Consider the following 25,370-nt stretch of genomic DNA (forward strand, 5'->3'; position numbering starts at 1 on the left):
TGCCGGTCGTCGCCCTCGCCGAGCGCTACCGGGTGCTCGCCGCCACCGGCCTCGCCCCGGCCGACCCCACCGCCTCGGCGCACTGGTCCGGGCCGCGTGCCCGCCGGATCCTGCGGGCCGGCTTCGACTGGTGGCTGGAGTGGGAGCAGGACGAACACCCCCGCCGCCACATCGACCTCAACCACCTGGCGTTCGCGCTGTCCTGCGCGGGCCGCCCGGCCGAGGCCGCCGTCCTCTTCCGGCGCATCGGCGCCCACGCCACCCGGGCCCCCTGGAGCTACCCGCACCGCGACCCGCGCGCCGCCTTCCGCGCGGCCCGCGCCCAGGCCTCGGCATTCCTTGCGCATCCCTGAATTCCTTACGAATCCCTGACCGGGGCCCCGATTCCCTGGCCACCCCGCAGGCCCGGTGTTCGAATGAGGAGGTGAACCCCGAACCCTCCGAGGAGCGGGACGGCACCCCCGTCGGCCGCCGTGTCTTCCTCGGCACCCTCGGCCTGGGCGCCCTCGGCGTGCTCGCCGCGCCCACCCTGCAACGCGCCCTGGAGGGCATCGCGGGCAAGGACCCGACGGGCCTGACCGGTCTGCTGCCCAACGGCGGCGGCTTCCGCTACTACTCGGTCGCCGCCTCCGTCCCCGACAAGAACGCCACGGACTACCGCCTGACCGTCGGCGGCCTGGTCGACCGACCTCGTGCCTACACCCTCGCCGAGCTGCGCGCCCTGCCACAGACCCGGCTGGTCAAGGACGTCCAGTGCGTCACCGGCTGGCGGGTCCCCGGCACCCCCTTCGAGGGCGTACGCCTCGCCGACCTCCTCGACGCGGCCGGGGTCCGCCGCGGCGCCAAGGCGATCCGCTTCACCTGCTTCGACGGCACCTACAGCGAGAGCCTCACCCTCGACCAGGCCCGCCGCCCGGACGTCCTGGTCGCCCTGCGCATGCAGAACAAGGACATCGGCCACGACCACGGCGGCCCCGTCCGCCTCTATGTCGCGCCCATGTACTTCTACAAGTCCGCCAAATGGCTCTCCGGCATCACCGTCACCGACCGCGTCGAGCCGGGCTACTGGGAGAACCTGGGCTACGACGTCGACGCCTGGGTCGGCCGTTCGAACGGACGCACCGATGAGCCTACGAGCTGACACCCCGGCCCGCCCCGCCGCCCGGATCCGCCGCTTCTCCCGGGCCGAACGCTGGGTGCACCGGACCACGGCCGCGCTGATGGGCGTGTGCGTGGTGACCGCGGCCGTCCTCTACATCCCCCAGCTCGCCGTCCTGGTCGGCCGCCGCGCCCTGGTCGTCCGCGTCCATGAGTGCGCCGGGCTCGCGCTGCCCGCCCCCGTCCTGCTGGGCCTGGCCTCCCGCGCCTTCCGCGCCGATCTGCGCTTCCTCAACCGGTTCGGCCCGCACGACAAGGTCTGGCTGCGGGCCGCCCTGCGCCGCGACCGACGCCCGCAGGTGCGCCCGGCGGGCAAGTTCAACGCCGGGCAGAAGATCTACGCCGCCTGGATCGCCGGGGCGACCCTGGTCATGCTCGGCACCGGCCTGCTGATGTGGTTCACCCATCTCGCCCCACTGGTCTGGCGCACCTCCGCCACCTTCGTCCACGACTGGCTCGCCCTCACCATCGCGGTCGTCCTGGCCGGCCATATCGGCATGGCGCTGGGCGATCCGGAGGCGCGGGAGGGGCTGCGCACGGGCACGGTCAGCGAGGAGTGGGCTAAACGGCAGCACCCGCTGTGGCGAACCCGCCCGCGCCCCTGAACGGGTCCGGGTCCACGAAGAGGCCCGCCCCCCGGAAAAGGGGGGCGGGCCTCCGTCGTCGTACCGCCGTCGCTACACCACCAGTGACAGCACCAGCACCAGCGCGCCGCCGACCACCGACAGGATCGTCTCCATGATCGACCAGGTCTTGACGGTCTGGCCGACGGTGAGTCCGAAGTACTCCTTGACCAGCCAGAACCCGGCGTCGTTGACGAAGCTGAAGAAGAGCGAGCCGGCGCCGATCGCCAGGACCAGCAGCGCGGTGTGCGCGGTCGACATGTCGGCCGCGAGCGGGGCGACCAGACCGGCCGCCGAGACCGTCGCCACCGTCGCCGAGCCCGTCGCGAGCCGGATCACCACGGCGATCAGCCAGGCCAGCAGCACCGCCGGGATCGACCAGCTCCTGGAGACGTCAAGGATCATCTGGCCGACACCGCAGTCGATCAGCGTCTGCTTGAAGCCGCCGCCCGCGCCCACGATCAGCAGGATGCCGGCGATGGGCATCAGGCCCTTCTCCACCGTGGCCTGGAGCCGCTCCTTGCTGAACCCGGCGGGCCGGCCCAGCGTGAAGAAGCCGACGATCACCGCGGCGAGCAGCGCGATCAGCGGGGCACCGATGACGTCGAAGGCACGCTGCGTGGTGTTCGCCGGGTCGTCGATGACGATGTCCACCAGCGCCTTGAGCAGCATCAGCGCCACCGGCAGCAGGATGGTCACGAGCGTCGCGGCGAAGCTCGGACGGCGGGTCAGCTCCTGCGAGGGCCGCTGCGGCAGCATCCGCTCGGGCGCCGGGACGTCCACCCAGCGGGCCGCGACCTTCGAGAACAGCGGGCCGCCGACGATCACCGTCGGGATGGCGACCAGGATGCCGAACGCCAGCGTCACCCCCAGGTTGGCGTGCAGCGCGGAGATCGCGACCAGCGGGCCCGGGTGCGGCGGGATCAGACCGTGCATCACGGACAGACCGGCCAGCGCCGGGATGCCGATGCGCATCAGGGAGTAGTTGCCGCGCTTGGCGACCATCAGCACGACCGGGATCAGCAGCACGATGCCGACCTCGAAGAAGATCGGCAGCCCGATCACGGAGGCGATGAGCACCATCGCCCACGGCATCGCCCGGCCGCTCGCCCTGGCCAGGATCGTGTCCACGATCTGGTCCGCGCCCCCGGAGTCGGCGAGCAGTTTGCCGAGCGTGGCGCCCAGCGCGATCAGCACACCGACGCTGGCGACCGTGGCGCCGAGCCCGGTGGTGAAACTGGTGAGCACCTTGTCGAGGGGCGCGCCGGCGGCCGCGCCGAGCGCCAGCGACCCGATGGTCAGCGCCAGGAAGGCATGCAGCTTGAACTTGGTGATGAGCAGGACGATCACCGCGATGCCCACCAGGACGGCGATGCCCAGCTGGGCGTGTCCTGCGGTGGAGATCGGCGGAGGGGCGTCCGCTGCCAGCATCTCGACGCTGAGTCTGGTCACGGGGGTTCCTTGCGGTAACAGGGAGTTGGGGAGGGCGCTACTGCGGCGCGGATGCGGTGGACAGCCCGTCCAGTGCCAGTACGGCGCGTTCGGTGATCTCCTCGGGGCCGCCGGCGACGTCCACGGCGACACCCGCCTCGTCCGGCCCGAGGGGCTCCAGCGTGGCGAACTGCGAGTCCAGCAGCGCGGTCGGCATGAAGTGGCCCTGCCGGTGCGCCATCCGGTCCTCGATCAGCTTCCGGTCACCGGTCAGGTGCACGAACACGACCCCGGGCGCCACCGCCCGCAGCCGGTCCCGGTACGCCCGCTTCAGCGCCGAACTGCTGACCACCCCGCCGAGCCCCGCCCGCCCGTGCGCCCAGTGGCCGATGGCGTCCAGCCAGGGCAGGCGGTCGCTGTCGTCCAGCGGTATCCCGGCCGTCATCTTGTCGATGTTGGCCTTGGGGTGGAAGTCGTCGCCCTCGGCGTACGGGACGCCCAGCCGCGCGGCGAGCAGGGGACCGATCGTGGTCTTGCCCGTCCCCGCGACGCCCATCACGACGACGACCTGGGGGGTTCGCATGTACTGCCTCGCTGTCTTCCTCGACATCCGACGCCACGGCGGCGTCGCCACACTGAAACCTATTAGGTACGACGAATTCAAGAGTCTGTGATGTATAAGTCTGACTTTTTGTTTCCGTGACCTACGCCGTACGCTGAGTGCATGAGCACACCGGGCCGGGGGCTGCACGGCCGCGTACTGGACAGCCTCGGCCCCGCGATCACCGCGGGCGAGTACCCGCCGGGCAGCATCCTGCGCACCGACGAACTCGCTCAGCACTTCGAGGTGTCACGCTCCGTGATGCGCGAGGCGGTGCGGGTCCTCGAATCCATGCACCTCGTCGAGTCCCGCCGCCGCGTGGGCGTCACCGTCCGCCCCAAGAGCGAGTGGAACGTCTACGACCCGCAGGTCATCCGCTGGCGGCTGGCCGGCGCCGACCGCCCCCACCAGCTGCGCTCGCTCACCGTGCTGCGCTCCGCGATCGAACCGGCCGCGGCCGGACTCGCGGCCCGGCACGCCACCGCCGAGCAGTGCGCCGAACTCACCGAGTGCGCGCTCGGCATGGTCGCCCACTCACGCGGCCACCGGCTCGCGGAGTACCTGTTCCACGACGTCGCCTTCCACCGGGTCATCCTCACCGCCTCCGGCAACGAGATGTTCGCCCGCCTCGGCGATGTCGTGGCCGAGGTGCTGACCGGCCGCACCCAGCACGAGGTCATGTTCGAGGACCCCGACCCGGCGGCCGTCACCCTGCATGTACGGGTCGCCGAGGCGGTGCGCGCCCGGGACGCGGTCCGCGCCGAGGAACTCACCCGGCAGATCACCGTGGGCGCGCTCCAGGAACTGGACATCCTGGCACCCTGACCGGGGCGCGGCAGACGGGAACTGTCAGACAGGCCCTAGTCCAGGAAGTCCCCGTCCACGTACACCCACGCCCCGTCCACCCGCTCGAACCGGCTGCGCTCATGCAGCGAGCCGCCCCGGTAGGAGGCGCGGAAGGTCACCGTCCCGGTGGCGTGGAAGGCGGACCCGTCGGCGCCGCCGAGGATCTCCAGACCCGTCCACCGCATCCGCGGATCGAGGTCGAGCCGCTCCGGCCGGGTCCGCGGATGCCAGGTGCGCAGCAGATACCCCGTGTCCCCCTTGACGAAGGCGCAGTACCGCGAGCGCATCAGCAGCTCGGCGGTCGGCGCGTCCGCGGCGCCCGAGTGGAAACGGCCGCAGCAGGCGTCGTAGGACTGAGGCAGTCCGCAGGGGCAGGTACGCGTGGTCATGCGCCCCATTGTGCCGGGACGGGACGGGCGCACCGGGCCCGGGGGCAGGGGAGGCGTCCGCCGCCGGGCGGGTGCACAGTGGAGAACGGGCGGACCCGCGAAGCGCAGAACGGGCGGACCCGCGGCGGACGTACGGCCCGGCGCGCCCGGGGGCCCGCGCCGCGAGGAGGAGGGACGGACGATGACCCGACCCGTCAGCAGCCATCACCCGCCGGCCGTCAAGGAGTGGCGGCTGAACCTGTACCTGTCCGAGCACGACCCGGACACCACGGCCCGGATCGTCCTGGACACCGGGGACAACGTCCTGGAGAGCCACGCCGAGGCCCGCCGCAACCCGTACGACCGCGACATACCCGAGATCGGCGACGAACTCGCCGCCGGCCGCGCCCTGATCGCCATGGGCCGGCTGCTGGTGCGCGCGGCCAACGGCGACATGCGGGCGCTGGGCGCGATCGACACGGAGAGCAGCCCCACACCGCTCTGGCTGCCCCGGGAGTGAGGTGCCGCCGTGCGGTTCGCCGACCGGCTGGAAGCGGGGCGCAGGCTCGGCGCCCGCCTGGAACAGCTGCGGGGCCCGGACGTGGTGGTGCTCGGACTGCCGCGCGGGGGAGTACCGGTGGCCGCCGAGGTCGCCGACGCCCTGGACGCCCCGCTGGATGTCTGCCTCGTGCGCAAACTCGGGGTGCCGTACCAGCCCGAACTGGCGATGGGCGCGATCGGCGAGGACGGCGTACGGGTGCTCAACGCGGACGTGCTGCGCGGCACCGGCGTCCGCGACGACGAACTCGCCCGGATCGAGGAGCGCGAGCGCCGGGTGCTCGCCGAACGCGCCGAACGCTACCGGGGCGAATGCCCCTCCGTGCCGCTCACCGGCCGCACCGCCGTGGTCGTGGACGACGGGGTGGCCACCGGCTCCACCGCCCGGGTCGCCTGCCGGGTCGCCCGCGCCCGCGGCGCCGCCCGTATCGTGCTCGCGGTCCCCGTCGCCCCCCGCGACGTCGCCCGCCGCCTCGGTGGCGACGCCGACGACGTGGTCTGCCTGGAGACACCCTGGGACTTCGCCGCCGTCGGACAGTTCTACGACGACTTCACCCAGGCCGAGGACGTGGAGGTCACGGCGTGTCTGCGCCGGGCACGGCGACGTCGCCCGAGCGCCGGACCGGGCGGCCGGGCCGCCGAGCGGGAGGTGACCGTGCCCGCCGGTGCGGTACGGCTGGGCGGCGGCCTGACCGTGCCCGAGGGCGCCACCGGCGTCATCGCCTTCGCGCACGGCAGCGGCAGCAGCCGGCACAGCCCCCGCAACCGGCAGGTCGCCGAGGGCCTGCACCGCGCCGGGCTCGGCACCCTGCTGTTCGACCTGCTCACCGACGCGGAGGCACGGGACCGCGACAACGTGTTCGACATCCCGCTGCTGGCCGGCCGGCTGCTCGCCGCCACCCAGTGGCTGCGCGCGGAACCCGCGACCTCCGGCCTCGCCCTCGGCTACTTCGGCGCCAGCACCGGCGCGGCCGCCGCCCTGTGGGCCGCCGTCGAGGGGCATCCCGCCGCCGTCGTCTCCCGGGGCGGCCGCCCCGACCTCGCCGGACCCCGGCTCCCCGAGGTCACCGCGCCCACCCTGCTGATCGTCGGCGGCGCCGACCCCCTCGTCCTCGACCTCAACCGGGACGCGCGGTCCCGGCTGCGCTGCGAGAACCGGCTGGAGACCGTCCCCGGCGCCACCCACCTCTTCGAGGAACCCGGCACGCTGGAGAGGGTGACCGAACTGGCCCGCGACTGGTTCACGGACCATCTGGCACCCGCGCACGTCCAGGGTCCCTCGACCCCGGCACCGGACGGCTGACCGCCCCGAGACCGCTGCCCTTCAGGCCCGCCGGACACGCCTCGAACCCGCCGCCCCCGAGGACACCGTCTGGCTGCGCAGGACCTTCGACGCGCAGACCCGGGGCGCCCACGTCGAGCCGGGGCCCGACGGCACCCTCGTCGTCTCGTCGTCCCTCGGTGAGGCTCAGCGACCGCCCTTGCGCAGAAACCGCCGCAGCCGGGTCAACGGCCAGGTGTTGATCACCTCGTCCGGGGTCAGCCAGCCGCGCTGGGCGGTGCCGATGCCGTAGCGCAGCTGCGCCAGCTGCGGCACCGAGTGCGCGTCGGTGTTCACCGCGAACCGCACCCCGTGCGTCCGCGCCCGCAGGATGTCCTCGTCCCCGAGGTCCAGCCGGTCCGGCTGGGCGTTGACCTCCAGCGCGGTCCCCGTGCGCGCGCAGACCGCGAACACCTCGTCCCAGTCCGCGTCCACCCCCGCCCGACGGCCGATCAGCCGGGTGGTCGGATGCCCGAGGATGTTCACGTACGGGTTCTCCACCGCCCGCACCAGCCGCCGCGTCATGGTCTTGCGACCGAGGTCGAAACGCGAGTGCAGCGAGGCCACGCACAGATCGAAACCGGCCAGGAACTCGTCCGGCCAGTCGAGCCCGCCGTCCGGTCCGATGTTCAGCTCGGTGCCGTGCAGCAGCCGCATCCGGTGATGCGTCCCGTCCAGCTCCCGCAGCCGCTCCCGCTGGGCGAGGATCTTCTCGTCCGTCATCCGCTGCATGGACAGATCCGGCGCGTGATCGGTCACCGCGTAGTACGCGTACCCGCGTTTCGCCGCCGCCTCCACCATGGCGTCCAGAGACGCCAGACCATCGGTGAGATCCGTATGGGTGTGCAGATCACCGCGGACGTCCCGCTCGGCAACTACCTCGGGCAGCTCCCCGCGCAGCGCCGCCTCGATCTCCCCGCGGTCCTCCCGCAGCGTCGGCACGATCCACGGCAGCCCGAGCCGCGCGTACACCTCTTCCTCGGTGCGCGAGGCCAGCGACTCCCCGCTCTCCGCGTCGAACACGCCGTACTCCGACAGCTTCAGCCCTTCGCGCACGGCGATCGTCCGGGTGCGGATGTTGTGCGCCTTGGACCCGGTGAAGTACTGGAGCCCCGCGCCCCACGACTCCGGCGGCAGCACCCGCAGATCCACCTGGAGCCCCTTGCCGGTGCGCACGGATGTCTTCTTCGTCCCCCGCGCGATCACCTCGGCGGTGCCCGGCAGCTCGCACAGCGCCGCCATGAACGGCGCCGACTTCCTCGCCGCCACCAGGATGTCCACATCCCCGACGGTCTCCCGCATCCGCCGCAGCGACCCCGCGTACGCGCACCGCCGGCACCCGGTCACCGCTTCCAGCGCGGCGACGATCCCCTCTGCGGTGTCCAGCGCGAGCGCCAACGGCACCCGCGCCCCGGCCCCCCGCAGCAGCTCGATCCCGTGCCGGATGTTGTCCTGCGTCTTCTCCCCGAACCCCTTGAGATCCGCCAGCCGGTCCGCCTCGATGGCCGCGGCCAGTTCGCTCACCGAGGAGATGTGCAGATCCTCGTACAGCCGCAGCGCCTTCTTCGGCCCGAGCGTCGGGATGGCGATCAACTCCCGCACCCCGGCGGGAATCCTGGCCCGCCGCTCCTCCACGGCCGCCATCTTCCCGGTGCGCAGATACTCGACCACCTTCTCGGCGATCGACCGCCCCACATTCGGAATCTCCCGCAGCCCCTCCTCGTCGAGCTTCGAGACATCCGCCGGATACCCCCCGACGGCACGCGCCGCCTTCTCGTAGGCACGCGCCTTGAACGCGTCACCTCCGGTGATCGCGATGAGATCCGCGTACTCCCGCAGAACCGCCTCGACCTCGTCATTGACCCGGGCCACACATCGAGTCTAGGAACCCGGCCGCGTCCGGGCATGCGAAAGGCCCCCGCAGAGCAGGGGCCTTCACTGGTGTCCGAGGGGGGACTTGAACCCCCACGCCCGATAAAGGGCACTAGCACCTCAAGCTAGCGCGTCTGCCATTCCGCCACCCGGACAAGGTGTCTGTCGTGCGCGGTTTTCCCTCGGCGGGGTTTCCCTCGCGGCGACAGAGGAAACATTACCAGGCTTTCGGGGGTGGCTGATCACCCCCCGGCCAGGGGCGGGCGGGCGTGAACGGCGTGTGACGGGCCGGGACCGGTCTTGGGCCGGGAGCGGGCGCGGAGAGAGGATGAGGGGGACCCACCAGCAGGGAAGCGGGAGGAAGCAGCGTGAGCGAGAAGGACACGGCCCAGGGCGTCACCGGTGAGGACGAGGTCGTGGACCTCTGCCGCGATCTGATCCGGTTCGACACCAGCAACTACGGCGACCACTCAGGACCCGGCGAGCGCCAGGCCGCCGAGTGGGTCGCCGAGAAGCTGGCGGAGGTCGGCCTGGAGCCGAAGATCTACGAGTCCCACCCCGGCCGCGCCTCCACCGTGGCCCGCATCGCGGGGGAGGACCCCTCCCGGCCCGCCCTGCTGATCCACGGCCACCTGGACGTCGTACCGGCCAACGCCGACGACTGGACCCACCACCCCTTCTCCGGCGAGATCGCCGACGGATGCGTATGGGGGCGCGGGGCGGTCGACATGAAGGACATGGACGCCATGACCCTCGCGGTGGTGCGCGACCGGCTGCGCAGCGGGCGGCGGCCTCCGCGTGACATCGTCGTCGCCTTCCTCGCCGACGAGGAGGCGGGCGGCACCTTCGGCGCCCGCCACCTGGTCGACCACCACCCCGAGCTGTTCGAGGGCGTCACCGAGGCGATCAGCGAGGTCGGCGGTTTCTCCTTCACGGTGAACGAGCACCGGCGGCTCTACCTGATCCAGACGGCCGAGAAGGGCATGCACTGGATGAAGCTCACCGTGGCCGGCACCGCCGGGCACGGCTCCATGATCCACCGGGACAACGCCATCACCGAGCTGTCCGAGGCGGTCGCCCGGGTCGGCCGGCACAAGTTCCCGGTGCGGGTCACCAAGACCACCCGGGCCTTCCTCGACGAGCTGGGCGACGCGCTCGGCACCGAGCTGGACCCCGAGGACATGGAGGCGACCATCGCCAAGCTCGGCGGCATCGCCAAGCTGATCGGCGCGACCCTGAGCAACACCGCCAACCCGACGCAGCTGAACGCCGGTTACAAGGTCAACGTCATCCCCGGCGAGGCCACCGCGCACATCGACGGCCGTTTCCTGCCCGGGTACGAGGAGGAGTTCCTCGGCGACCTCGACCGGCTGCTCGGCCCGCATGTGCGCCGCGAGGACGTGCACGCCGACAAGGCCGTCGAGACCAGCTTCGACGGGGCGCTGGTCGAGGCCATGCAGTCCGCGCTGCTCGCCGAGGACCCCATCGCCAAGGCGGTCCCGTACATGCTCTCCGGCGGTACCGACGCCAAGTCCTTCGACGACCTCGGCATCCGCGGCTTCGGCTTCGCCCCCCTGAAGCTGCCGCCGGAGCTGGACTTCGCCGGCATGTTCCACGGCGTGGACGAGCGGGTGCCGGTGGACGGCCTTCAGTTCGGTGTGCGGGTGCTCGACCGGTTCATCGACGCGTCCTGAGCGGCCGCCGGGGCGTTCGAGTCGGGCCGCCTCGACTTCGGGCACGCGTTCGAGATCGACTGAGAAGGGTGAATGCGACCATAAGCTCGTAGCTCCATTACTCCCTCCTCGTTACAGGTGATGCGACCCCGCACCTTGGGGCCGCTTTGCCAACGAGGAGGAACAATGATCAAGAAGGTCGTCGCTGCCGCGGCTGCCACCGGTGGGCTGGTTCTCGCGGGCGCGGGCCTGGCCGTCGCCGACTCCGGTGCCCAGGGTGCCGCCCTGCACTCCCCGGGTGTCGTCTCCGGCAACGTCATCCAGGTGCCCGTGCACGTTCCGGTGAACGTGTGCGGCGACACGATCAATGTGATCGGGCTCCTGAACCCCGCCTTCGGCAACACCTGCGTCAACAGCTGACACCGGTTCCCCGGAGGGGCTTTCCACCCCGAGGGGCGTCTTCTTTCAGCCGTCGGCCTCGGAGCGCGCGCCATGCGCTCCGAGGCCGACCGGCCTTTTCCAGACAGTGAAGGCAAGCGAAGGCAGGGGGGTACGCAGCAATGCGACAAGGAACCCGTAAGGGTCTGATGACCATGGCGGCGGCGACCGGGGTACTCGCCGCCGCGACCGGTATGGCACACGCGGACGCGGGCGCGTCCGGCGCCGCCACCGGCTCACCCGGCGTGCTGTCCGGCAACACCGTCCAGGTGCCGGTGCATGTGCCGGTGAACGTCTGCGGCAACACCGTCAATGTCGTCGGGCTCCTCAACCCGGCGATGGGCAACGCCTGCGCCAACTCCGGTGGCGGCCACGGAGGCCAGGGCCACGGCGGCGCCGGCGGTTCAGGGGGAGCGAGCGCCGGCGGACACACCTCCGGCTCGCCGGGCGTGGGATCGGGCAACACCGTCCAGGTGCCGATCGACGTCCCGGTGAACGCGTGCGGCAACAGCGTCGACGTCATCGGCGTGGGCAACCCCGCCATGGGCAACGACTGCTCCAACGGCGGCGGTACGCACGGCCTTCCGCCGGGCGGCGGCCACACCACCCCGCCGAGCCACCCCGGTCACCCGGGCCACCCGAGTCACCCGGGCCACCCCGGTCACCCGAGTCACCCTGGCCACCCGACTCAGCCGGGCACGCCCACCACCCCGGGCGCGCCGACCACCCCGGGCACTCCGCACCACCCGGGCACCCCGGCGACCCCGCCCGCCCACCAGGTGCATGTCCCGCAGGCGCCCTCGGCGTCCCTGACCACGGGGCAGCTCGCGCACACCGGCAGCGACCTGCCGCTGGGCCTCGCGCTGCCGGCCGGTGCGGGCGCGCTGATCGCGGGCGCCGTGCTCTACCGCAAGGCACGGGCCAGGGTCTGATCCGGCGTACGGTCACGCCGCGACGAGCGGCGAACAAGCCGTGACGGATGGCGAACAAGCCGTGACGAGCGGCGCATGAGGAGCGGGTCCGGCCCTGTCGGCGGGCCCGCTCCGACTCTTTCGCGCCTCCGCCGGCCTCAGGGGTCCCGCCTCACCAGGTGGCCCGCAGCTGGCGGATGATCCGCCGCCGCAGCCGCACCTTGCGGCTGCCGTCGCGCAGCAGGCTCAGGCGGTCCAACTCCCAGTGTCCGTACTCGGCATGGTCCGTCAGCAGACGTGTGGTCTCCTTGCGGGACACCCCGCGAGGCACATACACGTCGACAAATTCGTATTCCGGCATCGCATCTATTGTGCGGGCTGGTGCCCGGTACGGATAGCGTCTGCACTATGTCTGATGCTGCGCAGCCCACCGCTGCCGAGGTACGCGCCGCCGCCGAGGCGATCAAGACCGCGCTCGACCGTCACCTGGCGGCGGTCGAACGCAGGTCAGGAGACGACGACCCGGCCGTTTTCGAGGCGTTCAACCAGCTGGCCGCGGCCGCCGAGGTGTACGACGAGCTGCTCTACGACCGCTACGACGAGGTCACCCCCTTCGAGATCCCCGGCGCCGACGAGACGCTGCCGCCGTACGCGGGCCCCGAGGAACCCCACGCGATCAGTGTGCTGATCCGCCGCGACTACACCGTGGCGGAGCCCCAGCGGCTGCTGGCCCAGGCCGAGCGGGTCGAGGCCGCGGAGGACTTCGAGGACCTCGCCGGTCTGGACGAGGACGCCGCGGGCACCGTTCCCGGGGCGCTGGGCCTGCTCTTCGGCGAGTTCGAACCGGACGAGATCGCCTCCCGGCACAAGGAGTTCGGCCTGGAGGAGGGCGACTCCACGCTCTGGGTCACCGCGGCCGACGAGGCCCCGGAGGCCGGGGAGTGGCTGGAGGCCCCCTTCGAGCACTTCGATCCACAGGCGGTGGTCTGCCGCTTCGACGTCAGCGCGGTGTTCGACGACGAGGACGACGAACACGACGATCACGACGGCACCGACCCGGACGCCGAGGACGACGACCTGGAGTTCGTGGACGACGAGGATCTGGACGAGACCGACGAGCACGACGGCGAGGCCGACGGCGCGGGCGTCCGGGGCGTCGGCCGGTGACCTCGGCGGCGGTGCCGTGACGGCGCGAAACCGGTACGGCACCGCCGCACAGCGCCCTCCCGGATGGTCCCCACCCCGCCGGCGCCGGGGCGTCTCAGTCCGTGGGGGACTGCGGGCGCAGCAGAGTCGCCAGCCGGGTCGTACGGGGCTTCGCCGGGATCTCCGCGACCGCCCGCGGCAGCGCACCCTCCGCGCCCTGGACCACGGAGAGATGCCGCTCGCCCCGGCCGAACGCCGTGTACACCCACGGCCTGCTCAGCGCCTGCGCGGCATCGCCGGGCAGCACCACGACCGCCGCCGGCCAGCGCCCGCCCACCGCCTGGTGCGCGGTCAGCGCCCATCCGTGCCGCACCCACGCCTCGACCCGCTCTCGCGGTACGACCACGGGGGCGCCCGCGCAGGACAGGTGCAGCCCCTCGGCGTCGGCCTTCACCACCGTGCCCGGCAGGGTACGGCCCGGGGCGGGGGAGTAGGCGATCCGGTCGCCGGGGTCGAAACCGCCGAACCGGCCGGGGCCGGGGTTGAGGCGTTCCTTCAGGGCGGCGTTGAGGGCCCGGGTACCGGCCGCGCCGCCATGGCCCGGCGTGATCACCACGGTCCCCTCGACGGGCACCCCGAAGGCCCGCGGCACCGAGTCCGCGACCAGCTGCACGGTACGGTGCACGGCCTCGCCCGCGTCCCGCACCGGCACGATCACGACCTCCTTGCCGGGCGCCTCGACCTGGTTCAGCTCGCCGATGCCGATCCCGGAGACCAGTTCGCCGATCGGTCCGGGGTCGGGCAGCCGGGAGGCGATCTGGGGGCAGGCGCGGGCCGCGAGCAGATCGGCGAAGACCCGCCCGGGACCGGCCGACCACAGCAGCGCCGGATCCCCGCCGAGCACCAGCCGCGCCCCGTCGGGCAGCGACTCCACCAGCATCGCCGCGCTCTCCACGTCCAGTTGGGGCGCGTCCGGCACGATCAGCAGATCCAGCTCCAGCGCTCCGTCCCCGTCCCGGCCGGGTCCCTCGGCACCGGCCAGCAGCCCGGCGACCGTGCCCACGCCCGCTCCCCGCGTCGGCGGCAGCGCGGCGAGCCGGTCGCGGCCGTCGGCGGTGTGGCACACGGCGAGGGCCCGCAGGCCCGCGTCCCGGGCGGCACCGAGCAGGGCGGCCGGTTCGGCACGGGAGGCGTCGCCGCCGGTGTGCAGGACCAGACCGTGCCCGGCGACCGCGCGGGCCAGCTCGGCGGCACCGCCCGACAGCGCCGCGACGACCTGCGCCCAGGTCTCCTTACCGTCCTGGGACGGGGAGCTGATCAGCCGGGCCAGGCCATCGGCGAGGCTCTCCTCGGCCATCGCGTACCGCTCCAGGGCGATCAGCACCCGCACCGGGCGCTCCGCCTCCTCCTCGTCGTCCGCCGGCTGCGCGGCCGGGGCGCCCGGCTCCTCCAGGGCGTCCTCGAACACCAGCGCCTCACCCTCGGCCAGGGTGCTCTGCACGGCCTCGTCCGGGTCCGGCACCCCTCGCTGGGCCAGCGCCGCGGTGAGCGCGGGCGCCTCCAGGGCGGTGTGTCCGGCGAGGGCAGCCTGCTCCAGCAGCCAGACCGTCACCGCACGCCCCCGCCGCTCGTCCTGCGGACCGCACTCGGCACCGAGCAGCGCCCGCGCGAAACCGTCCGCCTGCTCGGGCCGCACCCCGGGGACCCGCAGCAACTGCCAGGGGTCCGCCCGCAGCAGTTCCCCGGCACCCTCGCCGAGCGTCACGGCCGCCTGCTGCCCCAGCGCCTCCGGCGCACCACCCTCCGCGAGCACCCGCCGTACGGCATCCACCGTCCGCGGTGAGGGCCCGACCGGCGCGGGGGCGGGAGCGGGCCGCTCCTGGCGCACCGGCACCGGCTCCGGCTCGGGTGCCGGGCGGACCGGGGCGGCCGCGGTTGCCGCGGGGCCCGGCTCGGGTGTCCGCTCGGGCGCGGGCCGCGAGGGCGCGGCGAACACCGTGGACGCCGGCTTCCCGCCCGCCTCCACCGCCCGCACCGCGGCCAGCAGATCGGCGGCCTTCCCGCTCAGCTTGGCGCCGCTCTCGACGGGGCCGTCCCGCTCCGCCCTGCGCCGCTCGATCCGCTCCCGCTCCAGCCGCTGCGCGGCCAACTCGGCCGCCGCCTCGGACAACTCCGGCTTCCCGGCACCATCGGCAGCCGCCTCAGCCGCCTCAGCCGCCTCAGCCGCCTCAGCCGCCTCAGCCGCCTCAGCCGCCTCAGCCGCCTCAGCCGAGCCCGCTCCTTCGGCCGACTCCGCCGTCTCCTCGCCCGCGCCGCCGTCCGTCACCTCGGACGTCTCGGCCGCCCCGGACACCTCGGCCGCACCGTCACCGCCGTCCGCCGCGAGCTCACCCTCGTCTGCCGCGAGCCCACCCCCGGCCGCCTCGTCCGGCGCTCCCGGCGTTCCCGGCGCCTCCGGCGTCCCCGGCCCCGTTTCCTCCGTGGTCTCCGGTTCCGTGCTCACAGCGTGCTCCAGTCGTGATCGGGATAGCGGTGCAAGGGCGCCGACACATCGTCCAGCGCCCGGCAGATCTCGTCAGGAAGACTAAGCGCCTCCACTGACAATGCCGCCGTGAGCTGCTGCGCGGTGCGCGCGCCGACGATCGGGGCGGTGACTCCGGGGCGGTCGCGGACCCAGGCGAGCGCCACCTGGAGCGGGGTGACCGCGAGCCCGTCGGCGGCCGTCGTCACCGCGTCCACGATGCGCGTCGCGGTGTCGTCCAGATACGGCTCCACGAACGGCGCCAGATGCTCGGACGCGCCACGCGAGTCCCCGGGCGTGCCGTGCCGGTACTTTCCGGTCAGCACGCCCCGGCCGAGCGGGGAGGAGGGCAGCAGGCCCACCTCCAGGTCCAGCGCGGCGGGCAGCACCTCGCGCTCCACGCCCCGCTGGAGCAGCGAGTACTCCATCTGCGTGCTGGCCAGCCGGGTGCGGGTGCCCGGCGCCGCGAGCTGCCAGGTGGCCGCCTTGGCGAGCTGCCAGCCGCAGAAGTTGGACACCCCCGCGTACCGGGCCCGGCCGCTGGCCACCGCTATGTCGAGGGCCTGGAGCGTCTCCTCCAGCGGGGTCCCGGTGTCGTACGCGTGGATGTGCCACAGGTCCACATGGTCCGTGCCCAGGCGGACCAGTGAGGCGTCCAGCGCGGCGAGCAGATGGCCGCGGGAGCCGTCGAAGCGGCGCCCGGGGTCAGGGACGCTGCCCGCCTTCGTGGAGATCACCAGGTCGCGGCGCGGCACGAGCCGTTCCATGAGCCGCCCGAGCAGATACTCCGCCTCCCCGCCGCCGTACACGTCCGCGGTGTCGACGAGGGTGCCGCCGGCCTCCCAGAACGCCTTGAGCATGTCCGCGGCGTCATGCTCCTCGGTGTCCCGGCCCCAGGTGAGGGTGCCGAGTCCGATCCGGGACACGCGCAGGCCGGTACGGCCGAGATGCCTCTGCTCCATGACCGCGAGATTACTGGCCGGAACGAGTGGGGCGGGATGCCTGTGGACAACTCGCACGGGCCCGCACGGGGCGCCGCCCGCGCCCCCGCGCTAAGGTCTGCACCACAGGGACGTTACTCATGGGTAAGGGGATTCGGCCATGCAACTCGGACTCAACCTCGGCTACTGGGGTGCGGGAATGGACGGGGACAATCTGGCCGTGGCCCAGGAGGCCGACCGGCTGGGCTACGCCGTGTGCTGGGCCGCCGAGGCGTACGGCTCCGACGCGGCCACCGTGCTCAGCTGGGTCGCCGCCCAGACCGAGCGCATCGACGTCGGCTCGGCCATCTTCCAGATCCCGGCCCGCCAGCCCGCGATGACCGCGATGACGGCGGCCACCCTGGACACCCTCTCCGGCGGCCGCTTCCGGCTCGGCCTCGGCGTCTCCGGGCCCCAGGTCTCGGAGGGCTGGTACGGCGTCAGGTTCGACAAGCCGCTGGCCCGCACCCGCGAGTACGTGGAGATCGTCCGCAAGGCGATGACCCGTGAGCGGCTGTCGTACGAGGGCGAGCACTGGACGCTGCCGCTGCCGGGCGGCCCCGGCAAGCCGCTCAAGCTGACCGTGCACCCGCAGCGCGAGCACATCCCGCTGTACATCGCGGCGATCGGCCCGAAGAACCTGGAGCAGACCGGCGAGATCGCCGACGGCGCCCTGCTGATCTTCCCCGCCGCCGAGCACCTGGAGGAGACCACCCTCACGCATCTGCGCGCGGGCCGGGCGAAGGCGGGCAAGACCCTCGACGGGTTCGACGTGTGCCCGACCCTGCCGCTGGCCGTCGGCGACGACAAGGACGTGGCCGCGCTCGCCGACACCTTCCGCCCCTACACCGCGCTGTACGTCGGCGGCATGGGCAGCGCCAAGCAGAACTTCTACAACAAGCTCGCGCAGCGCATGGGGTACGAGCGGGAGGCCGCCGAGATCCAGGAGAAGTACCTGTCCGGGGACAAGCAGGGCGCGGCCGCCGCGATCCCGCAGGACCTCATCGACAAGACCACGCTGCTGGGTTCCGTCGACCGCATCGCCGACCGGATGAAGGCCTACGCCGAGGCCGGTGTCACCACCCTCAGCCTCGCGCCCGCCGGGTTCACCCTTCAGGAGCGGCTCGCCTCCCTGCGCGCCGGCACCGAGGCCCTGGAGCGCGCCGGACTCGCCTGAGCAAGGGGGCTTCTACGGCCGTGGTGGGGGCTCGGGGGTCTTCCCCGCCACGGCCGTCACCGGGAACAACGCGCCCGGCGACGAGCGGTTACGACTCCCCGGCCCCCTTCTTCCGAGGTTTTCCGGAGGTCGTCCGGAGGTCTTCCGGAGATCCCCTCGCGGCCGAGGCGGCTCACAGCCACTCGCGCCGCTTGAACAGCCGGTACAGGAGCACCTCCAGCAGCGCCATCACCAGGATCACCACCGGGTACGACCACAGCCAGTGCAGCTCGGGCATGTGGTCGAAGTTCATGCCGTAGATACCGGCGATCATCGTGGGCACCGCGGCCATCGCCGCCCAGGCGGAGATCTTCCGCATGTCGTCGTTCTGCCGCACGCTCGTCTGCGCCAGATGCGCCGACAGCACGTCCGACACCAGCCGGTCCAGGCCCTCCACCGACTCGTTGACCCGGGCGAGATGGTCGCCCACGTCCCGGAAGAACGGCCGCGCCTCCTCGTGCACGAACGGCACCCCGCCGCCCGAGCCGAGCGGCCCCGTCCCCGCCAGCCGGTTCAGCGGCACCGTCAACGGCCCGGTCGCCCGGCGGAACTCCACGATCTGCCGCTTGAAGCCGTAGATCCGCGAGGCGGTGTTGCGCGCGCCGCCCCCTTCGGGCCGGAACACCTCCGCCTCCACCTCCTCCAGATCCGTCTGGAGCTCGGTCGCCACCTCCAGGTACCGGTCCACGATGGCGTCGGCGATCGCGTACAGCACCGAGGTGGGCCCCTTGTGGAGCATCTCCGGCTCCTCCTCAAGGCGGTGCCGCACCGCCGCGAGCGGCGAGGCCTCGCCGTGCCGCACCGTCACCACGAAGCAGTCCCCGACGAAGACCATGATCTCGCCCGCCGAGACCGTGTCGCTCTCCGGTTCGTACGCCACCGGTTTCAGCACCACGAACAGCGAATCCTCGTACACCTCCAGTTTGGGCCGCTGATGAGCCTTGAGAGCGTCCTCCACCGCCAGCGGGTGCAGCCCGAACTCCTGGGTCACCAGGCCGAACTCCCGCTCGGACGGCTCGTACAGCCCGATCCACACGAAGCCACCCGCCGCCCGCGCCTCGGCGAGCGCGTCGGACAGGTCCTCGGGACCCTCGGTCCGCTGTCCGTGCCGGTAGATGGCACAGTCGACGATCACGGAGCGCATTCTCCCTTCACGAGATCAACAGCGCACCACCTGATGCGCCTACCCTGGTCCGCATGCCCACGCTGATCCTCGTAAGGCACGGACGTTCCACCGCCAACACCTCCGGCGTGCTCGCCGGCTGGACCCCGGGGGTCGCCCTGGACGAGCGCGGCACCGCCCAGGCCGCCGCCCTGCCCGCCCGGCTCGCCGCCCTGCCGCTGGCCGAGATCGTCACCAGCCCGCTCCAGCGCTGCCAGGAGACCCTGGCCCCGCTCCTCGCGGCCCGGCCCGGCCTGAGCCCCCACACCGACGACCGGATCGGGGAGTGCCACTACGGCGACTGGTCCGGCCGCAAGCTCGCCGAACTCAAGGACGAGCCGCTGATGGACGTCGTCCAGGCCCACCCCTCCGCCGCCGCCTTCCCCGGCGGGGAGTCCATGCGCGCCATGCAGACCCGCGCCGCCGAGGCGGTCCGCGAGTGGAACGCGCGCGTCGAGCGCGATCACGGCGCCGACGCCACCTACCTGATGTGCTCCCACGGTGACATCATCAAGTCCCTGGTCGCCGAGGCCCTCGGCCTCCACCTCGACCTCTTCCAGCGGATCTCCGTGGAGCCGTGTTCCGTCACCGCGATCCGCTACACCCGGCTGCGCCCCTTCCTCGTCCGCCTCGGCGACACCGGCGATCTCGCCTCGCTCGCCCCGCGCGAGGAGCACCCCGACGGCGACGCACCGGTCGGTGGCGGTGCGGGCGCACCGTGATCGTCGCCCGCAGTAGGGTGAAGCGATCCGCGCCGTCGCGTATCCGCAGCGGCCCGCACCCGCACCGCCGAAACTCTCGACCCAATGGAGACAGGACGTGTCCCGTCAGGTGTTCCTCTACGATCCGCCGGACCGCTTCGTGGCCGGCACGGTCGGACTGCCCGGACGCCGTACGTTCTTCCTCCAGGCCATGGCGGGTCCCCGGGTGACCAGCGTGGTCCTGGAGAAGACCCAGGTCGCCGCGCTCGCCGAGCGCATGGACGAACTCCTGGACGAGGTGGTGCGCCGCAGCGGCGGCAGCGCCCCCGTCCCGGCCATGGCGCCCAGCGAGATCTCCGACACCGCCCCGCTGGAGAGTCCCGTGGAGGAGGAGTTCCGGGTCGGCACCATGGCCCTGGCCTGGGACGCCGAGGAACAGCGCATGGTCGTGGAGGCGCAGGCCCTGGTGGAGCTGGACGCCGACACCGAGGAGGACCTCGCCGAGGCCGAGGAACGGCTGCTCCAGGACGAGGAGAACGGGCCCCCGATGCTGCGGGTCCGGCTGACCGGCGCGCAGGCCCGTGCCTTCGCCAAACGCGCCCTCGACGTCGTCAACGCCGGGCGGCCGCCGTGCCCGCTGTGCAGCCTCCCGCTCGATCCGGAAGGACACGTATGCCCGCGCCAGAACGGATACCGCCGCGGGGCGTGACCGCCGCCGACCCGGGCGCCGCCGAACTGCTCGCCCGCGGTGAGCTGACCGTGCGCGGCCGCATCCGCGACGCCTCCAACGCCGCCCTGTTCTGCACCGTCGCCCACGACGGCCGCGAAGCCGACTGCGTCTACAAGCCGGTGGCGGGGGAGCGCCCCCTGTGGGACTTCCCCGACGGCACCCTGGCCGCCCGGGAGGTCGCCGCCTACGAGGTCTCCGAGGCCACCGGCTGGGGCCTCGTCCCGCCCACCGTGCTGCGCGACGGCCCCTACGGCGAGGGCATGTGCCAGCTGTGGATCGAGGTCTCCCCGGAGCCCGAACTCCTCGCCCTGGTCGACGGCGAGGAGCCCGAGCCCGGCTGGAAGGCCATCGGCTTCGCCGAGGTCGGCGAGGGCCGCACCGCGCTGCTCGTGCACGCCGACGACGAGCGGCTGCGCCGGCTCGCCGTCCTGGACGCCGTGATCAACAACGCCGACCGCAAGGGCGGCCATCTGCTGCCCACCGCCGACGGCCGGCTCTACGGCATCGACCACGGCGTCACCTTCAACGCCGAGGACAAACTGCGCACCCTGCTGTGGGGCTGGGCAGGCGAACCCCTCACCGCCGAGGCCGTCGGAGTCCTCAAGGGGCTCCGTGACGCCCTGGACGGCGCTCTGGGCGAGCGCCTGGGCCCGCTGATCACCACCGCGGAACTGGACGCCACCCGCGCCCGTGTCGCCGCCCTCCTCGCCTGCGGGCTGCACCCGGAACCCGGCGGGGACTGGCCGGCGATCCCCTGGCCGCCCGTGTGAGCACAGCCCGTGTGAGCACAGTGCGACCGAAGATACAAGAGCGCACAACCGGCCATCCGACTCGATCCCGGTCGTGTACGCCACGCGCGGCCGGTTAGGCTCATGTACATGCATGCCTGGCCCGCTTCCGAGGTCCCCGCCCTGCCTGGTCAGGGCCGCGACCTGAGGATCCACGACACCGCGACCGGCGGCCTGGTCACCCTCCAGCCCGGTCCCGTCGCCCGTATCTACGTCTGCGGTATCACCCCGTACGACGCGACCCACATGGGTCACGCGGCGACCTACAACGCGTTCGACCTCGTTCAGCGCGTGTGGCTCGACACCAAGCGGCAGGTCCACTACGTCCAGAACGTCACCGACGTCGACGACCCGCTCCTGGAGCGCGCGGAGCGCGACGGCGTCGACTGGGTCGCCCTCGCCGAGAAGGAGACCTCCCTCTTCCGCGAGGACATGACCGCCCTGCGGATGCTTCCGCCCCAGCACTACATAGGCGCCGTCGAGGCCATACCCGGCATCGTCCCGCTCGTGGAACGGCTGCGCGACCTCGGCGCGGCCTACGAGCTGGAAGGTGACATCTACTTCTCCGTCGAGTCCGACCCGCACTTCGGCTCGGTCTCGCATCTCGACGCGGCGGCCATGCGGCTGCTGTCCGCCGAGCGCGGCGGCGACCCGGACCGCCCGGGCAAGAAGAACCCGGTGGACCCGATGCTGTGGATGGCGGCCCGCGAGGGCGAGCCCAGCTGGGACGGCGCCTCCCTCGGCCCCGGCCGGCCCGGCTGGCACATCGAGTGCGTGGCCATCGCCCTCGACCACCTCGGCATGGGCTTCGACGTCCAGGGCGGCGGCTCCGACCTCGCCTTCCCGCACCACGAGATGGGCGCCTCGCACGCCCAGGTGCTCACCGGCGAGTTCCCGATGGCCAAGGCGTACGTACACGCCGGCATGGTCGCCCTGCACGGCGAGAAGATGTCCAAGTCCAAGGGCAATCTGGTCTTCGTCTCCCAGGTGCGGCGCGACGGCGTCGATCCGGCCGCGATCCGGCTGGCCCTGCTGGCCCACCACTACCGGGCCGACTGGGAGTGGACCGACCAGGTCCTCCAGGACGCCGTCGACCGCCTCGACCGCTGGCGCGCCGCGGTCTCCCGCCCCGACGGCCCCTCCGCCGACGCCCTGGTCGAGGAGATCCGCGACGCCCTGTCCAACGACCTGGACGCCCCCACGGCGCTTGCCGCGGTGGACCGCTGGGCGGCCCGGCAGAACTCCGAGGGCGGCCAGGACACGGGCGCCCCGGGCCTGGTGACGAGGGCCGTGGACGCCCTCCTGGGCGTCGCCCTGTAAACACCGCTGACCCCCGCGCCCCAAAGGGGCGCGGGGCCGTATCGATGTGCGGCTCCGCCGCGTGGGCGCGAGAAACCACGACGACGCGGCAGCCGCCCGACGACCTCGGGCGGCACCCCGTAGCGCATCGGCAACACGAAGAAGGGGCGGCCCCCAACCCGGGACCGCCCCTTCGCCGTACCTCAGTCCTCCGACCCGTCACCCTCGTCATCGCCGGCCGAACCACCGGAGGCATCCGCATCGGGCTTCGAGGGCCGCGCCTTGCCGCCCGGGGCGTCCCGGCGCCGCAGATACCGCTCGAACTCCCGCGCGATCGCCTCACCGGACGCCTCCGGCAGCTCCGCGGTGTCGCGGGCCTCCTCCAGCGTCTGGACGTACTCCGCGACCTCGCTGTCCTCCGCCGCCAGCTGGTCCACGCCCACCTGCCAGGCCCGTGCGTCCTCCGGCAGCTCGCCCTGCGGGATCCGCAGGTCCAGCAGATCCTCGAGACGGTTGAGCAGCGCCAGCGTGGCCTTCGGGTTGGGCGGCTGGGAGACGTAGTGCGGCACCGCCGCCCACAGCGACACCGCCGGCACCCCGGCATGCGTGCACGCCTCCTGGAGGACCCCGACGATGCCCGTGGGACCCTCGTACTTCGTCTCCTCCAGATCCATCCGCTGCGCCAGATCCGTGTCCGAGGTGACCCCGCTGACCGGCACCGGACGGGTGTGCGGGGTGTCCCCGAGCAGCGCGCCCATGACGACCACCAGCTCCACGCCCAGCTCGTGCGCGAAGCCCAGCAGCTCGTTGCAGAACGAGCGCCATCGCATGGACGGCTCGATGCCCCGGACCAGCACCAGGTCGCGCGGCTTGGCACCGCCGACGCGGACCACCGAGAGCCGGGTCGTCGGCCAGGTGATCTTGCGTACCCCGTCCTCCATGAACACCGTCGGCCGGTTCACCTGGAAGTCGTAGTAGTCCTCGGCGTCCAGCGCCGCGAACACCTCGCCCTTGAACTCGCGTTCCAGGTGCGCGACCGCCGTGGAGGCGGCGTCACCTGCATCGTTCCAGCCCTCGAACGCGGCCACCATGACTGGGTCGATCAGCTCGGGAACCCCCTCCAGCTCGATCACCCAGTGCCTCCTTCCGACGTGCCCTCGCTTGACTCACCAACCTTACGGCGTCCGGCAAGGGCGTCCGCAGTCCCCTTGTAGGGGCAGTGAACGGATCACTGCCCCGCGCTCCCCGCTCGAACACCCCTCGCGCCCCTGAGAAAGCCCGGACCCGGAACCCGGATCCGGGGCCCGCGCGGACGGGCGCGCGGAAGGGGCGGCCCGTGCGTACGGCGCCGCCCCTTCCCCGATGTCGCTGTCCGGCCGGGACTACTTCTCGTCGAGCAGACCCTGGACCTTCGCCCGGACCTCGTCCGTGGCCAGGCCGCGGATCGTCAGCGTGGTACGGCGGCGTAGCACATCGTCCGCCGTCTCGGCCCACTCGTGGTCACGGGCCCACACGACCTGCGCCCAGATCTCCGGCGCGTCCGGGTGCACCCGCTGCGCCAGCTCCGGGTTCTCGTTCGCCATACGGGCGATGTCGAAGGCCAGCGAGCCGTAGTGGGTGGCCAGGTGCTTGGCGGTGTCGGCGGCCATCCGCGGGCCGGGCGCCGGACCGTCCACCAGCAGCCGGTGCGCGACCGCGCGCGGGTTGGCGACACCGGGCAGCGGCAGCTTCTTCGGCAGCGAGGAGATCGGCTCGAAGTCGTCGCCCAGCGGGTGGCCCGGCAGCGCCTCCAGCTTCTTCATGATCGTACGACCGATGTGGCGGAACGTGGTCCACTTGCCGCCCGCGACGGACAGCATGCCGCCCTTGCCCTCGGTCACCACCGTCTCGCGCTTGGCCTTCGCGGTGTCACCGGGACCGCCCGGCAGCACCCGCAGACCGGCGAACGCGTACGTGATCAGGTCCTTCTTCAGCTGCTGGTCCCGGACGGAGAACGCCGCCTCGTCCAGGATCTGCGCTATGTCCTTGTCGTTGACCGAAACATCCGCCGGGTCGCCCTCGTACTCCTCGTCGGTGGTGCCGAGCAGCAGCATGTCCTCCCACGGGAGGGCGAAGGTGATCCGGTACTTGTCGATCGGCGTGGCCAGCGCGGCCTTCCACGGCGAGGTCCGCTTCAGGACCAGGTGCGCGCCCTTGGACAGGCGGATGGACGGCGCCGCGTTCGGGTCCTCCAACTTGCGCAGGTGGTCGACCCAGGGGCCGGTCGCGTTCAGCACCAGACGGGCGTCGACACCGAACTCGTCACCGGACGTACGGTCCTTCAGCTCCGCGCCCGTCACCCGGCCCCGGGTGAAGCGCAGGCCGGTGACCTCGGCATGGTTCAGGACGACCGCGCCCGCCTCGACGGCCGCGCGGACCGTCATCAGCGCCATGCGCGCGTCGTTCATCTGGTCGTCGCCGTACACGGCCACGGCCTTGAGGTTCTCGGTACGCAGCTCGGGCACGTCCTGCGCCGCCTTGGCGGGGGAGAGCAGGTGGCCGACGCCGTCGCCGAACGCGGACAGCGCCGAGTAGGCGAAGACGCCCGCGCCGAGCTTCGCCGCGCCGTGCGGCCCGCCCTTGTACACGGGGAGGTAGAAGGTCAGCGGGTTCGCCAGGTGGGGAGCCACCTGACGGGACACCGCACGGCGCTCGAAGTGGTTCTCCGCCACCAGCTTCACCGCGCCGGTCTGCAGGTAGCGCAGACCGCCGTGGAGCAGCTTGGAGGAGGCGGAGGACGTGGCACCGGCGAAGTCGCCGGCATCGACCAGCGCCACCCTGAGCCCGGACTGCGCGGCGTGCCAGGCGGTGGAGATGCCCAGGATGCCGCCGCCGATCACAAGAAGGTCGTACGACGCCTTGGAGAGCTGCTCCCTGGTCTCGGCGCGACTCGGGTTGGAGCCGGAGGCCGGGCGCGTTCCCAGGGCAGGCACGGACTGCAGGGTGGACTGACTGGTCATGTGGGGTACTTACTCCTCGTCAGAGCGG

24 protein-coding genes, 1 tRNA gene and 1 pseudogene are annotated in these 25,370 nt (G+C 72.7%); 15 read left to right on the forward strand and 11 right to left on the reverse strand.

What is annotated here, in order from left to right:
- The 3 genes and pseudogenes from CCN72_RS01345 to CCN72_RS01355 all read left to right on the forward strand — a co-directional run.
- Positions 1 to 353: pseudogene (locus CCN72_RS01345) on the forward strand (hypothetical protein); the annotation flags it as partial.
- 71 nt (positions 354 to 424) lie between these two features.
- A complete protein-coding gene (locus tag CCN72_RS01350) occupies positions 425 to 1,141 on the forward strand; it encodes a molybdopterin-dependent oxidoreductase (protein ID WP_086805967.1) in 717 nt (238 codons plus the stop codon).
- On the forward strand, positions 1,125 to 1,763 hold the full coding sequence (locus CCN72_RS01355; protein ID WP_086805968.1) for a cytochrome b/b6 domain-containing protein: 639 nt from the start codon (positions 1,125 to 1,127) through the stop codon (positions 1,761 to 1,763). Before CCN72_RS01350 ends, CCN72_RS01355 begins: the two co-directional genes overlap by 17 nt.
- 72 nt (positions 1,764 to 1,835) lie before the next feature.
- Here the strand turns inward: CCN72_RS01355 and CCN72_RS01360 are convergent, their stop codons facing one another.
- Both CCN72_RS01360 and CCN72_RS01365 read right to left on the reverse strand, forming a co-directional pair.
- Positions 1,836 to 3,233, reverse strand: a complete 1,398-nt coding sequence (locus CCN72_RS01360; RefSeq protein ID WP_086805969.1) for a GntT/GntP/DsdX family permease — start codon at positions 3,231 to 3,233, stop codon at positions 1,836 to 1,838.
- A gap of 37 nt (positions 3,234 to 3,270) precedes the next feature.
- The gene (locus tag CCN72_RS01365) at positions 3,271 to 3,795 is read right to left on the reverse strand and encodes a gluconokinase (RefSeq protein WP_085563993.1); all 525 of its coding nucleotides are present in this window, start codon (positions 3,793 to 3,795) and stop codon (positions 3,271 to 3,273) included.
- 141 nt (positions 3,796 to 3,936) lie between these two features.
- Here CCN72_RS01365 and CCN72_RS01370 point away from each other — a divergent pair, with 141 nt between their 5' ends.
- Positions 3,937 to 4,638, forward strand: a complete 702-nt coding sequence (locus CCN72_RS01370) for a FadR/GntR family transcriptional regulator (protein WP_037661936.1) — start codon at positions 3,937 to 3,939, stop codon at positions 4,636 to 4,638.
- 35 nt (positions 4,639 to 4,673) lie between these two features.
- On the opposite strand, the gene CCN72_RS01375 is transcribed toward CCN72_RS01370, so the two are convergent.
- The gene (locus CCN72_RS01375; RefSeq protein WP_086805970.1) at positions 4,674 to 5,048 is read right to left on the reverse strand and encodes a YchJ family protein; all 375 of its coding nucleotides are present in this window, start codon (positions 5,046 to 5,048) and stop codon (positions 4,674 to 4,676) included.
- A gap of 181 nt (positions 5,049 to 5,229) precedes the next feature.
- Here CCN72_RS01375 and CCN72_RS01380 point away from each other — a divergent pair, with 181 nt between their 5' ends.
- On the forward strand, positions 5,230 to 5,547 hold the full coding sequence (locus tag CCN72_RS01380) for a dsRBD fold-containing protein (protein WP_037661940.1): 318 nt from the start codon (positions 5,230 to 5,232) through the stop codon (positions 5,545 to 5,547).
- A 9-nt stretch (positions 5,548 to 5,556) separates the two neighbouring features.
- Positions 5,557 to 6,888: a phosphoribosyltransferase family protein gene (locus tag CCN72_RS01385; protein WP_086805971.1), complete on the forward strand. Its 1,332-nt coding sequence runs from the start codon at positions 5,557 to 5,559 to the stop codon at positions 6,886 to 6,888.
- Positions 6,889 to 7,053: 165 nt separating this feature from the next.
- On the opposite strand, the gene polX is transcribed toward CCN72_RS01385, so the two are convergent.
- Both polX and CCN72_RS01395 read right to left on the reverse strand, forming a co-directional pair.
- The gene (gene polX, locus CCN72_RS01390; protein ID WP_086805972.1) at positions 7,054 to 8,778 is read right to left on the reverse strand and encodes a DNA polymerase/3'-5' exonuclease PolX; all 1,725 of its coding nucleotides are present in this window, start codon (positions 8,776 to 8,778) and stop codon (positions 7,054 to 7,056) included.
- A 67-nt stretch (positions 8,779 to 8,845) separates the two neighbouring features.
- Positions 8,846 to 8,933, reverse strand: a tRNA-Leu gene (locus CCN72_RS01395).
- A gap of 213 nt (positions 8,934 to 9,146) precedes the next feature.
- Between CCN72_RS01395 and CCN72_RS01400 the strand changes: the two genes are divergently transcribed.
- The 3 genes from CCN72_RS01400 (at position 9,147) to CCN72_RS01410 (ending at position 11,821) form a co-directional block, all read left to right on the forward strand.
- Positions 9,147 to 10,472, forward strand: a complete 1,326-nt coding sequence (locus tag CCN72_RS01400) for a M20/M25/M40 family metallo-hydrolase (RefSeq protein WP_086805973.1) — start codon at positions 9,147 to 9,149, stop codon at positions 10,470 to 10,472.
- A gap of 165 nt (positions 10,473 to 10,637) precedes the next feature.
- Positions 10,638 to 10,871 (forward strand): chaplin ChpH, encoded by a 234-nt coding sequence (chpH, locus tag CCN72_RS01405; protein ID WP_085563988.1) that lies wholly within the window; start codon positions 10,638 to 10,640, stop codon positions 10,869 to 10,871.
- 140 nt (positions 10,872 to 11,011) lie between these two features.
- Complete coding sequence (locus CCN72_RS01410; protein WP_086805974.1) at positions 11,012 to 11,821, forward strand: chaplin; 810 nt, start codon at positions 11,012 to 11,014, stop codon at positions 11,819 to 11,821.
- A 151-nt stretch (positions 11,822 to 11,972) separates the two neighbouring features.
- Here CCN72_RS01410 and CCN72_RS01415 read toward each other — a convergent pair whose 3' ends face one another.
- Entirely contained in the window at positions 11,973 to 12,161 is a 189-nt protein-coding gene (locus tag CCN72_RS01415) for a DUF5703 family protein (RefSeq protein WP_037661951.1), read from the reverse strand.
- 47 nt (positions 12,162 to 12,208) lie between these two features.
- Here CCN72_RS01415 and CCN72_RS01420 point away from each other — a divergent pair, with 47 nt between their 5' ends.
- A complete protein-coding gene (locus tag CCN72_RS01420; protein ID WP_086805975.1) occupies positions 12,209 to 12,967 on the forward strand; it encodes a hypothetical protein in 759 nt (252 codons plus the stop codon).
- 94 nt (positions 12,968 to 13,061) lie between these two features.
- Here the strand turns inward: CCN72_RS01420 and CCN72_RS01425 are convergent, their stop codons facing one another.
- Both CCN72_RS01425 and CCN72_RS01430 read right to left on the reverse strand, forming a co-directional pair.
- Positions 13,062 to 15,449 (reverse strand): ATP-dependent DNA helicase, encoded by a 2,388-nt coding sequence (locus CCN72_RS01425; RefSeq protein WP_086805976.1) that lies wholly within the window; start codon positions 15,447 to 15,449, stop codon positions 13,062 to 13,064.
- Complete coding sequence (locus CCN72_RS01430) at positions 15,446 to 16,429, reverse strand: aldo/keto reductase (protein ID WP_086805977.1); 984 nt, start codon at positions 16,427 to 16,429, stop codon at positions 15,446 to 15,448. The genes CCN72_RS01425 and CCN72_RS01430 overlap by 4 nt, the downstream gene beginning before the upstream one ends.
- Positions 16,430 to 16,568: 139 nt before the next feature.
- Between CCN72_RS01430 and CCN72_RS01435 the strand changes: the two genes are divergently transcribed.
- Positions 16,569 to 17,624, forward strand: coding sequence for an LLM class F420-dependent oxidoreductase (locus tag CCN72_RS01435; protein ID WP_085563983.1), 1,056 nt, complete (start codon positions 16,569 to 16,571; stop codon positions 17,622 to 17,624).
- A 172-nt stretch (positions 17,625 to 17,796) separates the two neighbouring features.
- On the opposite strand, the gene corA is transcribed toward CCN72_RS01435, so the two are convergent.
- Positions 17,797 to 18,798: a magnesium/cobalt transporter CorA gene (gene corA / locus CCN72_RS01440; RefSeq protein ID WP_161216214.1), complete on the reverse strand. Its 1,002-nt coding sequence runs from the start codon at positions 18,796 to 18,798 to the stop codon at positions 17,797 to 17,799.
- Positions 18,799 to 18,860: 62 nt separating this feature from the next.
- Between corA and CCN72_RS01445 the strand changes: the two genes are divergently transcribed.
- From CCN72_RS01445 to mshC, 4 genes are all read left to right on the forward strand, one after another.
- A complete protein-coding gene (locus CCN72_RS01445; protein ID WP_086805979.1) occupies positions 18,861 to 19,547 on the forward strand; it encodes a histidine phosphatase family protein in 687 nt (228 codons plus the stop codon).
- A gap of 97 nt (positions 19,548 to 19,644) precedes the next feature.
- Positions 19,645 to 20,235 carry a DUF3090 domain-containing protein gene (locus CCN72_RS01450; protein ID WP_037661964.1) on the forward strand — a complete coding sequence of 197 codons (591 nt, stop codon included), beginning with the start codon at positions 19,645 to 19,647 and terminating at the stop codon, positions 20,233 to 20,235.
- Positions 20,199 to 21,026, forward strand: coding sequence for an SCO1664 family protein (locus CCN72_RS01455; RefSeq protein WP_086805980.1), 828 nt, complete (start codon positions 20,199 to 20,201; stop codon positions 21,024 to 21,026). The genes CCN72_RS01450 and CCN72_RS01455 overlap by 37 nt, the downstream gene beginning before the upstream one ends.
- 108 nt (positions 21,027 to 21,134) lie before the next feature.
- Positions 21,135 to 22,364, forward strand: a complete 1,230-nt coding sequence (gene mshC / locus CCN72_RS01460) for a cysteine--1-D-myo-inosityl 2-amino-2-deoxy-alpha-D-glucopyranoside ligase (protein WP_086806009.1) — start codon at positions 21,135 to 21,137, stop codon at positions 22,362 to 22,364.
- A gap of 182 nt (positions 22,365 to 22,546) precedes the next feature.
- On the opposite strand, the gene CCN72_RS01465 is transcribed toward mshC, so the two are convergent.
- Positions 22,547 to 23,476: a PAC2 family protein gene (locus CCN72_RS01465; protein ID WP_086805981.1), complete on the reverse strand. Its 930-nt coding sequence runs from the start codon at positions 23,474 to 23,476 to the stop codon at positions 22,547 to 22,549.
- A gap of 249 nt (positions 23,477 to 23,725) precedes the next feature.
- Entirely contained in the window at positions 23,726 to 25,342 is a 1,617-nt protein-coding gene (locus tag CCN72_RS01470; protein ID WP_086805982.1) for a glycerol-3-phosphate dehydrogenase/oxidase, read from the reverse strand.
- Positions 25,343 to 25,370 lie beyond the last annotated feature (28 nt).

Source organism: Streptomyces murinus (assembly GCF_002154555.1).
In the GTDB taxonomy this organism is placed as follows: Bacteria; Actinomycetota; Actinomycetes; order Streptomycetales; family Streptomycetaceae; genus Streptomyces; species Streptomyces murinus.

Coding starts and splice junctions, on each gene's coding strand:
- CCN72_RS01355 (WP_086805968.1), top strand. CDS start 1,125: ATGAGCCTACGAGCTGACACCCCGGCCCGCCCCGCCGCCCGGATCCGC.
- CCN72_RS01365 (WP_085563993.1), bottom strand. CDS start 3,795: ATGCGAACCCCCCAGGTCGTCGTCGTGATGGGCGTCGCGGGGACGGGC.
- CCN72_RS01370 (WP_037661936.1), top strand. CDS start 3,937: ATGAGCACACCGGGCCGGGGGCTGCACGGCCGCGTACTGGACAGCCTC.
- CCN72_RS01375 (WP_086805970.1), bottom strand. CDS start 5,048: ATGACCACGCGTACCTGCCCCTGCGGACTGCCTCAGTCCTACGACGCC.
- CCN72_RS01380 (WP_037661940.1), top strand. CDS start 5,230: ATGACCCGACCCGTCAGCAGCCATCACCCGCCGGCCGTCAAGGAGTGG.
- chpH (WP_085563988.1), top strand. CDS start 10,638: ATGATCAAGAAGGTCGTCGCTGCCGCGGCTGCCACCGGTGGGCTGGTT.
- CCN72_RS01410 (WP_086805974.1), top strand. CDS start 11,012: ATGCGACAAGGAACCCGTAAGGGTCTGATGACCATGGCGGCGGCGACC.
- CCN72_RS01415 (WP_037661951.1), bottom strand. CDS start 12,161: ATGCCGGAATACGAATTTGTCGACGTGTATGTGCCTCGCGGGGTGTCC.
- CCN72_RS01420 (WP_086805975.1), top strand. CDS start 12,209: ATGTCTGATGCTGCGCAGCCCACCGCTGCCGAGGTACGCGCCGCCGCC.
- CCN72_RS01430 (WP_086805977.1), bottom strand. CDS start 16,429: ATGGAGCAGAGGCATCTCGGCCGTACCGGCCTGCGCGTGTCCCGGATC.
- CCN72_RS01435 (WP_085563983.1), top strand. CDS start 16,569: ATGCAACTCGGACTCAACCTCGGCTACTGGGGTGCGGGAATGGACGGG.
- CCN72_RS01445 (WP_086805979.1), top strand. CDS start 18,861: ATGCCCACGCTGATCCTCGTAAGGCACGGACGTTCCACCGCCAACACC.
- CCN72_RS01455 (WP_086805980.1), top strand. CDS start 20,199: ATGCCCGCGCCAGAACGGATACCGCCGCGGGGCGTGACCGCCGCCGAC.
- mshC (WP_086806009.1), top strand. CDS start 21,135: ATGCATGCCTGGCCCGCTTCCGAGGTCCCCGCCCTGCCTGGTCAGGGC.
- CCN72_RS01470 (WP_086805982.1), bottom strand. CDS start 25,342: ATGACCAGTCAGTCCACCCTGCAGTCCGTGCCTGCCCTGGGAACGCGC.